Source organism: Rothia sp. HMSC065D02 (assembly GCF_001815285.1).
Classification (GTDB): Bacteria; Actinomycetota; Actinomycetes; order Actinomycetales; family Micrococcaceae; genus Rothia; species Rothia dentocariosa.
The window spans coordinates 85,394-100,120 of the sequence record NZ_KV820092.1 but is presented as its reverse complement, the minus strand read 5'-3'; the positions used below and the strand labels follow the sequence as shown (position 1 = coordinate 100,120).

Sequence of the window (14,727 nt, the reverse complement as noted above, 5' to 3'; positions counted from 1 at the left end):
TCTAATCCGTCTGACGGTCGAGAGAATCATCGTTTTGAGCCAGCTCGTCCTTATGCTCGTGCGCTATTTTTTCGTGGTGTCGAATAACCTCGGAAATAATGAAGTTCAAAAATTTCTCCGCAAATTCGGGATCGAGACTAGACTCTTTCGCCATAGCCCTCAGACGAGCTATCTGGGCTTCTTCTCTTCCCGGATCACCCGCAGGCAGGTTATGCTGTGCTTTAAGAACCCCAACGCGCTGGGTGGCTCGAAAACGCTCCGCAAGAATATGAACCAACGCGGCATCGAAATTATCAATAGAGCGCCGCATCGCGAAGAGTTCTTCGTAAACCTCGGCGGAAACTTCGTCTCCCATGGAGGTGGCACGCGGATCAAATTCTTGCTGGGTCATTATAGGTCCTTAGGGGTACGAGCATTACACGGCTGCGTTTTCACGAAGATCATCAAGGTCTTCACGAGCGAGTGAGTAAGCACGGGCTATAGTGGACTGTCCTAAAACTCGTGTGCCCTGGTAAAGCACCATAGTTTGCCCGGGTGCTACGCCAAAGAGCCCATCGTGTAGACGCACCACGGTCTCTACACGAAGTTTTCCGGAGGTTTCGGCATCGGTATCTTCTGCCCATTCAAGATGCGCGGTACCGCGCACCGGGTCTGCATGTGCACGCACTTGGGCGGTAACATCAAAGGTCTCGCTACGCGCGCCGAGTTTTGGTTCCTGAGCAAGAAAATGTTCTGCTTCCGGAACGGGAATTCCAGCCCAGGTGGCCCGAATTCCGCGGATTTCATCGATAGAAAGCAACTCACGAGAACCGACAATAACTTCATTCGTTTTTGGTCGGATTTCGAGAACAAAACGGGGCTTCCCGTCAGGCGCCGGAGTTCCTAAGGCTAGTCCCTTACGCTGCCCAACCGTAAATCCTTGAGCACCAGGGTGTTCCCCCACCACATTGCCGGAGGTATCTTTAATCGTGCCGGGGCGCATTTGAATGTGCTCGCCTAGCCAGGCACGGGTATTACCCTCGGGAATAAAGCAAATATCGTAAGAGTCCGGTTTCTTGGCAACCGAAAAACCACGCCGTTCGGCCTCCGCGCGAACCTCCGCCTTCGAAGGCGTGGTTGCTAGAGGAAACCAGGCGTGTTTGAGCTGTTCGTGGGTAAGGACGCCCAACACATAGGACTGATCTTTTGCCCAGTCGGCGGCTCGATGCAGTTCTCGGTTACCGTCGTCATTGGTGATAACGCGGGCGTAATGACCGGTGACTACCGCATCAAACCCTAGGGAGACGGCACGTTCCAAAAGCGCAGCAAATTTGATTTTCTCGTTACAGCGCATGCAGGGGTTGGGGGTTCGTCCCGCTTCGTATTCGGCGATAAAGTCATCGACCACATCTTCCTTGAAACGCTCCGAGAAGTCCCACACGAAGAAGGGGATGCCCAACTGGGCGCATACGCGGCGCGCATCCATAGAATCTTCAAGGGTGCAGCACCCACGAGAACCGGTGCGGAGCGTTCCGGGCATACGAGAAAGCGCCAAATGCACGCCAACCACATCATGCCCCGCCTCAACGGCACGGGCGGCAGCAACAGCTGAATCGACGCCGCCACTCATAGCAGCCAAAATCTTCACAGAGTTTCCTTATAAACGTTGGGTACGGTTTCGTGGTGAGAATAAATATGAGGTTCTATTGTACGCTTCTTATTGCATGTGCGCAGGTTCTTCGCAATTATCCGCCGTACCAGCGTTGAGCGTCAGGCAGATGTGAGGAAAGACCCGCTTTTGCCGCCTGTGCATAGGCTTCGGGCAGGGCCGCGAGCAACCGAGCAATGTCTTCGCCGGTGCTGGAATGTCCAAGAGTAAATCGTTGCGCACTGCGGGCGGTGTCTTCGTCCAGACCCATGGCAAGAAGCACATGGGATGGTCTTGTTACTCCCGCGTTACAGGCCGAACCGGTTGAGGTTTGAATCCCCTGCATGTCGAGCAGAAAGAGGATGGTGTCTCCTTCTGCGCCTTCAAAAGTAAAGTGAGCATTCGCAGGCAGCCTTTTTTCGCCGGGAAAGGCCTCGGTTGTTGGGTCGATACCGCTCAGGTGAGCTTGTGGAATAACCGCCTGTACCGCCGCTATTAGCTCATTGCGAAGTGCTGCAATACGGATGGATTCTTCTTCGAGATGCTCAATCACATGCGCGGCGGCCTCAGCAAATCCCGCGATCGCGGGGGCATCAATGGTGCCGGAACGCACAGAACGCTCTTGCCCGCCCCCGTGCAAAACCGGGGTGAGCTGCGCTGCTCGCGTGGCGATAAGCGCGCCAATGCCCATGGGACCGCCAATTTTATGCCCGGAAATCGCCATCGTATCAACCCCGCTGTTACGGAAGTTAACGGGTACCGCACCGAAAGCCTGCACCGCATCCGTATGCATGGGAATACCGTATTCAGAGGCTATGGCGGCAATATCTTGAATGGGCTGTACAGTGCCAACTTCATTATTTGCCCACATAACGGTAACTAACGCAACATCCGCAGGGTTTTGGGCTATCAGTTCCCGCACGCTTTCGGGGTCTACCAGCCCCTGCGAATCCACTGGAATCCAGTCGATAACCGCGCTCTCGGTCTTCTGCAGCCATTCACAGGTTTCTTCCACCGCATGATGCTCAATACTTGATACTAGGATACGCCGTCGCACCGGGTCTGCTTCCCTGCGTTTCCAGTACATCCCCTTAACCGCAAGGTTGTCTGCTTCGGTTCCTCCAGAGGTAAAAATAACCTCGGCGGCATCGCATCCTATAGCTCGGGCAATACGTTCGCGAGCGTATTCAACGGTGGCACGGGCATCGCGTCCGGTAGCGTGCAGCGAGGAGGGGTTACCGCCCGCATGCATCTGCTGTACCATTGCGTCTATAGCAGCTGGCAGGACATCGGTAGTCGCTGCGTGATCTAAATAGACCCGGTTCACTATTTCCTCCTCTGGCGTATTGCCCTTATTCTATCGCTGTTCCTCTAACTTTCGGGAGGAATTCGCCATAAATGCGCCGCAGGCTAAACCTAGTAAGAGTCACGACCGGTAGAAATAGTCGCGGTACACTGGGGTACGTGTTCAAGATTCTTTTCTATACCCCCGAAATTCCGGGGAATACGGGTAACGCCATTCGTCTGGCCGCAGTAACCGGGGCTGAACTTCACCTCGTCGAGCCTCTAGGATTCAATTTTGAAGATGCGCATCTGCGCCGTGCCGGGCTGGATTATCACGATCTTGCGGTCGTAACGGTTCATAAGACCCTGCAGGATGCTTGGAAAGCCATGATGCCTGCGCGTGTTTTCGCCTTTACCACCACGGCAACAGCCTCGTATGCGGATCTTGAATATCGTGATGGCGATGTGCTTATGTTTGGTCCGGAGTCCGTGGGCTTACCAGCCGATGTACAGCAGGATGAGCATATTACAGAACGCGTAAAAATCCCCATGATTCCTGGGCGCCGCTCTCTTAATCTAGCGAACTCCGCGTCCATCGCAATTTTTGAGGCATGGCGCCAACACGGATTCACAGGAGGAAAGATTTAGTTGTATGTGTGCCAACCGCCAGGTTCCCCTACTTTTTGAGGATATAGCCGCCGACCCGATGAACGCCGAGTACACGTCACGCGGATGGGAGCCCGTATATTCGGCGAGCGCTCGATCACGCATTATTCTGGTGGGTCAGGCACCCGGGCGTATTGCACAAGAGACTCGTATTCCATGGAATGATGTGAGTGGTCGGTTACTTCGTACATGGTTGAGCGTAAGCGATGACGAGTTTTATAACCCAGAGCTGTTTGCCCTGATGCCGATGGATTTTTATTATCCGGGAAAAGGTAAGCACGGTGATTTACCACCGCGTAAGGATTTTGCGCCGCGTTGGCATCCGCAGCTGCGCGCCATGATGCCGCATGCACAATTAACCATTTTGGTAGGCGCTTATGCGCAAAAGTACTATCTTGATGGAGTTTCTGCTCCGCGGCTTCGCAGCAGCCTTACGGAAACGGTGGCACACGCAGAGGATTATCTGCCGGGTTTTGTGCCTCTGGTGCACCCTTCTCCGCTCAATATTGGCTGGCGCAAGCGTAATCCCTGGTTTGAGGCCGAGAATATACCCGATCTGCGTGAGCGGGTACGTAAAATCTTGGGTACATAGTCTAATCTTGTGAAAGCGTCCTGAAAACCTAGTCTAGGTTTTCAGGACGCTGACCTGTTAGAAACTAGGCGTTGCGGCGCCTCTTAATTTCTTCAACAGCCTGCGGGATGACAGTGAAAAGATCCCCAATGACGCCAAAGTCGGCAATCTCGAATATGGGCGCGTCCGCGTCCTTGTTGATGGCGACAATAGTCTTTGAAGTATCCATGCCGACCTTCTGTTGAAGAGCCCCCGAAATACCCACGGAAACGTATAGTTCGGGAGAAACGCTCTTGCCGGTTTGCCCAATCTGAGTAGAGTGATCCAGCCATCCTGCGTCTGTGACGGCGCGGGTCGAACCAATCGCAGCACCGAGCGCATCCGCCAAATCCTCAATAGGGGCTAAATTTCCGCCGATACCGCGGCCAGCAGCTACAACAATAGCTGCTTCTTCAAGGTTGGGGCGAGCAGATGTAGGCTTCTCGGTCACCTCGGTGATGCGCACCGTCTCGTACTCGGGCAGAGTATAGGTGGTGAGTACGCCCTCCCCCATCGCAGCGGGCGCCTCCGCCGTATCTACCGAGTTGGGGCGTAGGGTTACCAACGGCAGACCCTCAACCCGCACGGTGCTGTCGTACTCCCCCGCCAAAACGTTCTTACGAATATTGAGCGCATCATCCACGTCATGAGCGCCCGTCACAACGCCTACGGGACGAGTTCCCGCCTCAGACTTCCCGAGGCGCACGGCCACGCGCCCCAGAAGCTCAATCGAGTCAATATCATGCGGGGCAAGAACCACATCAGGACCAAACTCAGTAATAGCCTGTACGGCGAGTTCCACTCGGGCAGCAGGCAAAGCATCTGTCATGGATTGCGCTGGGGCAAAGACACGTGCCGCGCCCTGTTCAGCGTAAAACTGTGCGATATCGGCGGAGCCTTGGGCAAATGTCAATACTCCCAGTTGAGTTCCGCCCTGTCCAACACCAGCGCGCAGTCGTGCCAACGCTAAAAGTTCTCGGTCCACACTGCTAGGTTTGGTCGCAAAATTCGTTGTGCCGCCTATAACCAGCACACGGTATGCAGTCGTCATCGTTATCTCCTGTACTGGTTAAATGAGGTTTCGGGATGCCAAGAATTCGACCAGCTGTATGCCGCCGTCGCCTTCATCCACGATGGTTTCACCTGCGGTGCGTTCTTCCCGCGCCTGCGCTTCGATCACGGTAACGGCCGATGCGTTGCCGCCGAACTTAGCAAGCTCATCCGCAATATCCGCTGCGTTCACGGTCGTAATAGGCTTCTTTTTTGCTGCCATCAGCGCCTTAAAATTGGGGTATCGCGGAGTGTTCACCTGGTCGGTCACCGAAATCAAAGCTGGCAATTCAGTTTCACAATGCTGCGAGCGAGTATCCAGGTCCCGGCGTGCCCTAACAGCTCGGCCAGCAATGCTCAGCGACGCCACTTGAGAGATTCCGGTGCGCCCCAAAAGTTCGCTCACCTGAACGGGCACCAATGAAGTCTCACCTTCGGTTGATGCCATACCTGTCAGAATCAGGTCGAAGGTGCCGTGTTCCTGCTCGTAGGTGGAGAGCGCAGCGGCTATGATACGTGAGGTTGCCAGAGCATCAGCCCCTGCGAAAGCATCGTCGAGAATGTGTACGCCTTCGTGTGCACCCAGCTGCAGCGCACGGCGCAGCCCCTTAGAGGCATCTGCTGCGCCTAACGTAAAGGCGATAACTGCAGAATTCGCTGCATCGGTATCTTCCGCTTCGACGATCTGCATGGCGGCTTCTACAGCGTATTCGTCAAGCTCACTCATCACCGATTCGCTGCGGTCTACCCGCAAAGTATCGTCAAGTTTTTGTTCAAATTGGGTGTCTGGCACGTACTTGGTCAGTACGGCGATGCGATATGCGTTTTCGCTCACGCTCATCCTCCTGCGCCTTATGTGTGTGCGGCGCGTTTGTGGGGTTTAGTTAGGTTTGGCTATATTCTACCTTGCCGTGAAATCTTCAGTCAGGGAAACCCGGATATGAGAGCGGTATATTCCTGAACACAGCAAACAAAGGAGAGGCGGCGTTTCTTCATGTGAAACGCCGCCTCAGGCGGTTTTATAGCTCTGTTAATGCTGATTATCGGCGTCGCCGAGCGTCACCTTGATGTTCTTTGTCTCTGACCCCCGTTTAATCTTCATATCCACTGTGGCACCTGCTGCTTGTGCACGCACCACGCCATTGAGGGTCTTACTCTGCTCGATGCGGTGGCCATCCGCCTCGACGATAACATCTCCCTTCTGCAGACCAGCCTTTTCTGCGGGGCTTCCGCTAGAGATATTGGTGACCCGCACACCATCCGGGAAGAACCGAGATTCTCCCTCATTGGTCTGCCCAGGAGCGCTTTCAATATTCGCGCCTAGGTACCCATGGGTTGCTTTGCCTTTGCTAATAATTTCGTCAGAAATGCGCTTAGCGTAGTTCGAGGGAATGGCGTACGCGATGCCCTCATTGCCGCCGCCTTCAGATTCGATCTGAGAGTTGATGCCCACGAGCGCCCCGCTAGAGTTCACCAAAGGACCGCCCGAGTTACCATGGTTCACCGGCGCATCGGTCTGAATCATGGGAATATATACGCCGTCTTTTTCTGCTTCTGCAGCACGGTCGGTGTTAGAGATAACACCCGCAGTCACGGTATCCTGCAGATTATGCGGCGAGCCAAGCGCCACCACGGTTTCACCAGGAACGACCTTCGAGGAGTCGCCAAAGGTAATGGGTTTAAGGTCTAGCCCACTGGGGTCAATCTTAATGACCGCAAGATCCGAGGTTACATCGGTACCCACGATCTTTGCCACGCGAATACTTCCGTCATGCAAACGCACTTCGACTCTAGAGGACTGCTGGGTACCGTTTGTAGAGACTACGTGATTATTGGTGAGAATATGTCCCTGGTTATCGAGAACTTCACCTGTACCAACGCCGTTACCGTCGGTCAGCTTTGATCCTACAGTGACGGTCGAAGGAAGCACCTTCTTAGCTGTATCGGTTACGACTGTGGGATTTGTTGCACTGCCTCCAGCATTTCTACCGGTGACGGATGAACTATTGCTGCTTGTAGATGCGGCAATACCGCCTCCAACACCAGCACCTACGCCGCCGCCCACAAGGGCTGCAAGCAGAGCAGCGGTAAGTACGACACCGGTTCCATATTTCTTCTTGGGCTCTTGCTGAGGATTCTGCCCCTGCCCGGAGTACTGGTTCTGATATCCATTCTGGGGGTTCTGGGAGCTCTGTTGATACCCGGAAGTTTGGTAATTTTGCTGGTAGCCCTGCTGTTGATAACCCGTATTCTGGTAGTCCTGTTGAGCATAGGATCCGGGTGCAGACTGCTGCATCGGACGGGTTGCATCGTTATAACCGTTAGCGCCAGAATCTTGGTTCCAGCCACCAGGGTATTGGGTCATTGTGGTCTCTCCTTGAGGGGCTCTCAATAAATCTTAGGTGATATCTAAATAACCATATTGGCGACAGCGCCAACAGGCACGCGTCTTTTTCTACTGTAAACGCAGTTCTTGTTTTATACCTCCGTTTTCTCTGAGGTTGCACCCGGAATTTCCTGGGAGTTTGCTGAGAACCCTCAAATTCCGGGGTAACTCCACAAACATATTTCAAGAGGTACAGCCTTCCAGAGTCAACTTCACAGCCTACGCTTAAAGACGGGCTCTAAGGTTTAACGAGATCGCATCAAGAAAGGAGCAGACATGCTGACAGCACTCATTATTGGTACCGTGCTGGCCGTTATTCTTGGCTTAGGTACCGGCCTGGTAGCCTGCTGTGCAGGTATAGTGCATCGTCGTTTGGCGCGTGCTCAGTCTTGTTCTTCTGCGCTTGAGCAGCAACTTAGCTCGGCGACCAGCTTATAAAAATCACGAAGATCTTAGTATTACACGCACCAACGACGAAAGCTCGTAATACAAGCTAAGAAGTGCCGTCTACTAAGTGGGGTAACGTCACCTTTTCTTAAGCTTCGTAGAGTCTCTAACAACTCGTGGTGCAGCTGAGTCATATCGCAAGGTGATATTTCTTCAGAAAAATTCCCTTAAGCCGGTCTAAAACAGGGTATGTTTATTGGTATGACTATTCATCGCCGAAACCCTGTCTCTCAAAATTTTTACGATGCCACATCTAGACCCCGTTTACCTCAAAGACCTCTGCCCCGTACTGTGGTTGCCCTCATGCTGTCTTTCGTATGCGCATTAGCAGGTATCGGCGCTAGTTTCATTGCTTACCCGACGGCGGCCCACGCTCAAGCACCTTTCGAGGTCACGCTAAATCCGCAAACCCCTATTATTGACCGGGACGGAACTCTTAATGCCCTATCGGATGGGCTTGAAGACGAGCTCACCGAAGGTTTGAGTAACAGCAATACCCGTCACTCGATAGAAGCCTATATGGTGTTGGTCTCCGGGACCAATGGCAAACCGCTCAAGGAGTGGGGGCAAGAATTCCTGAGTCTCAACCATGCTCGCCCACGCACAGTAGTTTTGCTTATCGATACGTCTAAGAACCAAGGTACTATTATCAGCAATGACCAGAGTTTTATGAGCGATGCATGGGCACATGCCCTGTACGTTAAAGACAATTCGGGCTCCCAAAACAGCAGTATCAAGCGTGTTATCGCTGATCATGGTCTTTACGGTACCGCCGGGCGCATGTTCACTGATATCTTTATCGGGGATCATGACTACTCCACGAGTAATGACGGCAATATCCCCCAGGGACTAAGCGATATTTCCGAAGCCGATGGCTGGTTCGAAAATTTTCTTGTTGCCGCAGGCGTGTTGGTTTTTGTCCTGTTTATTCTGCTTGGAATTCCTGTCCTCATCATCCGCATCGTACGTAAAAACCGTCGAAAAACGGCAGAATTACAAAAATGGCAGAACGACCTGCCGCTCCGCGATCCTTCGCAGGTACAAGTTCCCCAGCAGTATCAAATGCCGAATCGTCCCGGGCACCATATGGTGACGGATACGGAATATATGAAGAACCGCGGCTACGATCTGAATTAGCCAATATTATTCATCCAATGAGTACCGCATCGTGAACAAAAGCGGTAATCCTGGAGTAAACAGTCGACGATCGTATCCTGAGAATTAGTCCGGAATTTCTTCAGATATGTACGCTCTGTGATGACTACCGCTCATGACAGGTTGGTGACCGGTAAGATGGAAGTACGTGTGGGTTTATTCCTCCCACGCCGTGGATAATCACCGCGCGGCATATGCGAAAGAATGGGAGTCTTCCTTTGAGTAATATCACGAATGCTGACCGTCCGTTTGGTTCTCGGCGCATCCGACGTGCCCTCAGCGTAGGTGCTTTAGCTTTTGGCGCCACTATGCTTTCCGTCGCGTTACCGGTGGCGGGCTCTTCGTTCTTGACGCCCGGTATTAGTGCCGCGCAAGCCCAAACTCCCATGACTATCACAGGTAGAGTACAAGACACGACCAATGTCTTGGGCGATACCTCAGAACTTAACTCTAAAATCAGCGAACTCTCTAAAAACCACAATATTGATCTGCATGTGCTGACTATTGATAAGTTTGAGAGCCCCGAAGAGGCTAAGGCATGGACTGAAGAGACAACGAAAAAGAACAGCTACGGTAATGCGGACGCCATTCTTGTCATAGCGACAGAAAGCCGCCGTGCTTACTTCGCTGCTGGAAGTAATAAGGCGCTCAGTTCTGATCAGCAGTCGGAGGTGTACCAAAAATACATCAAGCCAAAACTGCAAAGCGGGGATTACAAAGGTGCAGCTCTTGAGGCGGTCAACGGTATTAACGCCCAAAAAGGGGGCATTAGCCCCGCTGTCGCTATAGGCGGCGGCGCCCTAGGTGTAGCGGGTGTAGCGGGCGCTGGGTACTACATTATGAAACGCCGTCGCTCCAAAAACGAGCCGGGAAGTACGCCTGCATACTCAACATCTAAAGTACCTGAAGTTTCGTTGGAGGAACTGCGCACCCGTGCCGGTGCCGCACTTGTTCAGGCAGATAATTCTATGGTGCAGTCGAAGCAGGAACTTGAATTTGCCCGCGCCCAATACGGTAATGAACACGTCAAGCCTTTTGAAGAGGAACTAACGCGCGCCCAAGAGCTCATGCAGGCATCATTCCACCGTCAGAAACTTCTCAATGATGATGTTCCGGACACCGTTGCGGAACAGCGCGCTTGGTTGAGCGAAATTATCGATAATTCTCAGGAGATTTCTGATATTTCCCGAGATCAGGCGCAGAAGCTCTCTGAAATGCGCAATCTTGAGCACGAAGCTCCCCAGGCTATTGCTAGGCTCCAGGGGCGTATACCGGAACTTCAGCAGATAGTCGAAACCGCGCAGCATACATACGCGCGACTCAAAGACCAGTACTTGCCGAGTGCGTTGGAACCGGTCAGTAAATCTGCAGCTCTGCTGGATTCACACCAACGCCTGGTGACTCAGGAGCTTCAGGAGGCATCTCGTCTAGTGGATGTTTCCCGGTCCGAAGCTGTTGTACACCTGCGCAACGCCGAAGAATCTGCGGCGCAGATTACCTCGCTGGCAGAAGCAGTCAGCAATCATGCATCAGCCTTAGAATCTGCACAATCCAGTCTTAGTACCGACATTTTGAGTATTCAACGTGACGTGGCTGAGGCTAAGAGCCTTGCGGAGTCTCAGAACCGCGCCGAACTCGCCGCGACGGCAGCCGGTATGGAGGCTATTCTTGGGCAGGTTTCACAACAGGCACAAGAACGTCCGAATGATCCTATTGCCCTCACGGAACAACTGCATCAGCTCACAAGCGAGCTGAATCGTTCCATGTCATCGCTTCGCGCCGACCGTGAGCGTGAGCAGGCGGCTAAAGAAAGTCTGTCTCGTACCTTACGTTCTGCAGAGGCTCAGGTGCGCAGCGCATCGGACTTCATTAACAACCGTCGGCGCGGTGTCGGTTCACAAGCTCGTACCTATCTGTCTGAGGCGCAAACCGCGCTGAACGATGCACACCGTTTGCGGGAGTCCGACCCGGTAAATTCGCTCAATAGGGCATATGAGGCTATTTCTTTGGCGAGCGATGCGCAGAACTCCGCAAATCAGGATGTCAACAACTACTGGGATGATAACCGTTATGGTCAAAGCTACGGCGGCGATTCCCTAGCGCAAGGCATGCTCTTAGGTGCTATTTTTAGCGCGATGGGCTCACACTCTGCTTCAGCATCCACCGGTCATCACTGGGGCGGCGGTGACTCCGGTGGAGGCTGGGACTTCGGAGGCGGTGGCGGCGATTTCGGCGGTGGAGACGGCGGCAGCTTCTAACCTACAAGAACATAGGTGTGTCAGAAACGTGTTAGGGTTCTCGTTAACCTCATGTTCTTGTACTCGTCACCTTATAGGCGATATTTTCCCAGTAATTTTTCAGGCTGACCCACGATAATAAGAAAAGTTGCGGCGCTGTACGTGCGAATAAGCTCCTTCCCGGTGCCGCGTGAAAGAAAAGGAAATAACATGGTAAAACAGTCCATTTTCGGTCGTATCGCACAGCTAGCAAAGGCTAATATTAACGCCCTCATTGATGCGGCAGAAGACCCGCAGAAAATGTTAGATCAGATGGTTCGTGACTATACAAATAACATTGTAGAAGCAGAAGCAGCTGTGGCTCAGACTATTGGTAACCTGCGTCTTCTGGAGCAGGATCATGCCGAAGACCTGCGCGACGCCGATGAGTGGGGTTCTAAGGCTCTGGCTGCCTCCAATAAAGCCGATGAGTTCCGTGCTGCAGGCGACACCGCTAACGCGGATAAGTTCGATAATCTCGCAAAGATTGCTCTGGGCAAGCAGATGCAGGCTGAACGTGAGGCAAAGGCCGCAGAACCGCAGATCGCATCGCAGACCCAGGTGGTGGAGCAGCTCAAAGACGGTCTCACCAAGATGCGTGCAAAGCTGGATGAGCTTAAGTCCAAACGCGATGAGCTTAACGCCCGCCAGAAGACCGCTGCCGCTCAGTCTCAGGTAAATGATGCGCTCAAGGCATTCGATGTTATGGATCCCACGAGCGAGGTCTCGCGCTTTGAAGAGAAGGTTCGCCGCGAAGAGGCTCGCGTGCAGGGTCAGCAGGAACTTGCAGCTTCTTCTCTGGACGCTCAGTTCAATGACCTTGAAGAGCTTGGTCGTCAGTCTGAACTTGATGCGCGTCTTGCGGCTCTCAAGAACAAGAACGCATAGTCTTAGCCTGATCGCCTGTTAGATTACGCAGATGCTCCCCAACTCTAGGTTGGGGAGCATCTGCGTTTTACGTTCTATGCTGAAAACCTGTTTCTAGAGTTTAGAGGCACGGTACAGGAACGCCGCCATAGCCTCACGTGAGGTAGCTTCGCCAGGTCGGAAAGTGCCGTCAGGCCAACCAGTAGTAATACCCTGATCTGCTATCCATGAGATTTCCTTATAGAACATAGTAGAGGGGTTTACATCAGCAAACTGCTGTGCACCCGGTGCATATGCGGGAGAACCGTTGAAACGGTAGAAAAACGCTGCCAGTGCCTCACGGCTGATAGCATCATGTGGGCGGAAGGTACCATCGGACCATCCGGTCGTAATTCCCTGCTGTTTAAGCCACACGATTTCCTTATATGCCGGGTGGTTCGGCGTAACATCTGGGAACGGAGAAGTCGCGGGAAGGTCCACGGCAGGGCTACCCGCAAGACGGTAGAGATACGTTGCCACCTGGGCACGATTTACAGCGCTGTACGGACGGAAAGTGCGATCGGCAAAACCGGTCATAATGCGGCGATCCGAGTTCCAACTAATCTCTGTGTAGAACGGATTCGTGGTCGGAAGGTCGCTGTACCCTGCGCCAAAACGGTGACCGCCTGTATCGAGGGATTGCGCCATGATGAGCGGCAGGTCATAATCTTGGTGGCTAAAACCTGGGATCAGTTTCATCTGGGTATTGGTAAAGCCGCTGTTACGGTACGCAGCGTAGCCCTGTTCAACAGCACCTCGGGCGCTCCATGTTGGAGGGTTCGTTGTACCAGAAGTATCGGCGGCGCCGACCCACCAGTACATAGGCTGGTTCTTAATGTTCTGCGGCGCCTCGGTCTGCATGCGCTCATAACCGCCGCCCGCAACGAGGATAGAACCGCCGCCAGAGCGCCATGTGCCCTGACGATCCGCATTCAGCTCATAGGTGATGAACTCGGCGCCTCCGGAGTAACCCATCGTCCACACCTGTGAGGGGTCGATGCCGTTACTCGAAATAAATTGCTGCGCAAAGGAGCGGAAATAGTCGCCGTTGGCGTCAAGGTTTTCCCACCAGGTAATGCCGTTGCCGGATGCATTTTTATCTGGAGACACGACGGGTACAAAAACCATGTTGCGGGCATTTGCGATACGACCCATAGCGGGGAGCATGCCCTGCTCGGGGCTGTGAATCTTAGACTGGTCGTTACGCCAATAGTCGCCGTCAATGTAGAAGACTACGCCCACGGGTTTTGACCAGTCAATACCGTTTGCATACACGTGGTACTGAGAGTTAAGGCCGTTCGGGGCGGTGTAGCTGCGGTATGTCCCGGATGCGACGGTTGCATGGGCGGGTGCGGTAAGGGTAGCGCCCACAATAGCGGGTACGGTGAGTGCGGCCAGGGTTCCGGCACGCATCTTTCTGATGCGGGTCATAGATAGTCCTCGGTTCTCGATTTTCTTGTCGCTATGTGCTGAATAAGGTGCGCTGAATTCAGCCGCTATGTTTGTGTTGTGAGTGATAGACTCCGACAGGGTTAATTCCGCCTACGGAGCAGTGATACTCTGCTGGGATTTGAGATTAGTCCCCTCAGATTTAGGAGCTTTACGAAGTTTGCAATAGCGGAGTAAAGCGTTCAATAGAGTTAAATTACCAGTTAAATAATATTAAATAAAAACATAGGTGAAATTTTCGGTATGGTATGCCGATCAAGAGGTTCTTAAAAATTGCCGCTTGGCAAGAATATACATGAGAGACAATGTGCACCTACCGCCACAGCAGAATCGTACTATATCGCGGTTTGTAGCTTTTTCTAATTCTCAATAGATTTTTAAAGTAAAGGCGTCCTGCTTTTATTCTTATACCATTGCGACAATGGTCACATGGTTATAGAGAATCTACCTCTGGGACGCCCTGAAGGGTTCGCCCAGAAGCTCACGGAAAGATATTTATTCTGTTCGTGAACTTCTGGGTTTTACATGTTGGGCCAGGTCGGGTGCAACCGACCCTCACTATCCCCCACCCCCACATCATCCAAATGCCACCGCTGACCCGTATACACATCCACCTTACGCAACTGCGGATTCGGATTCCCCACATCAGGCTCCTCAGCATGCCCTGGACACCCTTTCGCCCCCGGGTCCTCAATACAAGTCTTGCCCACCGAATGCACCTCAGACTCCCACACCCGCACCAGCACCGGCTCGCTAATACGGGTGATCTCGGTTCCGAAAAACTGCCACGACCCACCATCAATACTGTACTGACCCGCATACCTCACCGTGACATACGCATGAAAATTCCCCACCTGCGGATACGCATAAC

Annotated in this window: 13 protein-coding genes and 1 pseudogene; 6 read left to right on the top strand and 8 right to left on the bottom strand. The window is 53.0% G+C overall.

What is annotated here, in order from left to right:
• Window position 1: 1 nt before the first annotated feature.
• From HMPREF3016_RS07980 to HMPREF3016_RS07970, 3 genes are all read right to left on the bottom strand, one after another.
• On the bottom strand, window positions 2–391 hold the full coding sequence (locus HMPREF3016_RS07980; protein ID WP_004005049.1) for a chorismate mutase: 390 nt from the start codon (window positions 389–391) through the stop codon (window positions 2–4).
• Between the two features lie 24 nt (window positions 392–415).
• The gene (gene mnmA / locus HMPREF3016_RS07975) at window positions 416–1,627 is read right to left on the bottom strand and encodes a tRNA 2-thiouridine(34) synthase MnmA (RefSeq protein WP_048753711.1); all 1,212 of its coding nucleotides are present in this window, start codon (window positions 1,625–1,627) and stop codon (window positions 416–418) included.
• 97 nt (window positions 1,628–1,724) lie between these two features.
• Window positions 1,725–2,954, bottom strand: a complete 1,230-nt coding sequence (locus HMPREF3016_RS07970; RefSeq protein ID WP_048753710.1) for a cysteine desulfurase family protein — start codon at window positions 2,952–2,954, stop codon at window positions 1,725–1,727.
• 137 nt (window positions 2,955–3,091) lie between these two features.
• On the opposite strand from HMPREF3016_RS07970, the gene HMPREF3016_RS07965 reads away from it, so the two are divergent.
• Window positions 3,092–3,559: a tRNA (cytidine(34)-2'-O)-methyltransferase gene (locus HMPREF3016_RS07965; protein ID WP_048753708.1), complete on the top strand. Its 468-nt coding sequence runs from the start codon at window positions 3,092–3,094 to the stop codon at window positions 3,557–3,559.
• A gap of 4 nt (window positions 3,560–3,563) precedes the next feature.
• Window positions 3,564–4,169 carry a uracil-DNA glycosylase family protein gene (locus HMPREF3016_RS07960; protein WP_048753706.1) on the top strand — a complete coding sequence of 202 codons (606 nt, stop codon included), beginning with the start codon at window positions 3,564–3,566 and terminating at the stop codon, window positions 4,167–4,169.
• 64 nt (window positions 4,170–4,233) lie between these two features.
• Here the strand turns inward: HMPREF3016_RS07960 and HMPREF3016_RS07955 are convergent, their stop codons facing one another.
• From HMPREF3016_RS07955 to HMPREF3016_RS07945, 3 genes are all read right to left on the bottom strand, one after another.
• Window positions 4,234–5,238, bottom strand: a complete 1,005-nt coding sequence (locus tag HMPREF3016_RS07955; RefSeq protein WP_070741569.1) for an electron transfer flavoprotein subunit alpha/FixB family protein — start codon at window positions 5,236–5,238, stop codon at window positions 4,234–4,236.
• 18 nt (window positions 5,239–5,256) lie between these two features.
• Entirely contained in the window at window positions 5,257–6,078 is an 822-nt protein-coding gene (locus HMPREF3016_RS07950) for an electron transfer flavoprotein subunit beta/FixA family protein (RefSeq protein ID WP_070448585.1), read from the bottom strand.
• 189 nt (window positions 6,079–6,267) lie between these two features.
• The gene (locus tag HMPREF3016_RS07945; RefSeq protein ID WP_048753702.1) at window positions 6,268–7,602 is read right to left on the bottom strand and encodes a S1C family serine protease; all 1,335 of its coding nucleotides are present in this window, start codon (window positions 7,600–7,602) and stop codon (window positions 6,268–6,270) included.
• 297 nt (window positions 7,603–7,899) lie between these two features.
• Here HMPREF3016_RS07945 and HMPREF3016_RS11085 point away from each other — a divergent pair, with 297 nt between their 5' ends.
• The 4 genes from HMPREF3016_RS11085 to HMPREF3016_RS07930 all read left to right on the top strand — a co-directional run bounded on the left by HMPREF3016_RS11085 (window position 7,900) and on the right by HMPREF3016_RS07930 (window position 12,389).
• Window positions 7,900–8,061, top strand: coding sequence for a hypothetical protein (locus HMPREF3016_RS11085; RefSeq protein WP_168162335.1), 162 nt, complete (start codon window positions 7,900–7,902; stop codon window positions 8,059–8,061).
• 312 nt (window positions 8,062–8,373) lie between these two features.
• A complete protein-coding gene (locus HMPREF3016_RS07940; RefSeq protein ID WP_239661919.1) occupies window positions 8,374–9,207 on the top strand; it encodes a hypothetical protein in 834 nt (277 codons plus the stop codon).
• A gap of 236 nt (window positions 9,208–9,443) precedes the next feature.
• A complete protein-coding gene (locus HMPREF3016_RS07935; protein WP_070741567.1) occupies window positions 9,444–11,483 on the top strand; it encodes a TPM domain-containing protein in 2,040 nt (679 codons plus the stop codon).
• Between the two features lie 189 nt (window positions 11,484–11,672).
• Complete coding sequence (locus HMPREF3016_RS07930; RefSeq protein WP_013397437.1) at window positions 11,673–12,389, top strand: PspA/IM30 family protein; 717 nt, start codon at window positions 11,673–11,675, stop codon at window positions 12,387–12,389.
• Between the two features lie 93 nt (window positions 12,390–12,482).
• Here HMPREF3016_RS07930 and HMPREF3016_RS07925 read toward each other — a convergent pair whose 3' ends face one another.
• A complete protein-coding gene (locus tag HMPREF3016_RS07925) occupies window positions 12,483–13,838 on the bottom strand; it encodes an S-layer homology domain-containing protein (RefSeq protein ID WP_070741564.1) in 1,356 nt (451 codons plus the stop codon).
• A gap of 539 nt (window positions 13,839–14,377) precedes the next feature.
• Window positions 14,378–14,727, bottom strand: a pseudogene (locus HMPREF3016_RS07920) (hypothetical protein); the annotation flags it as partial.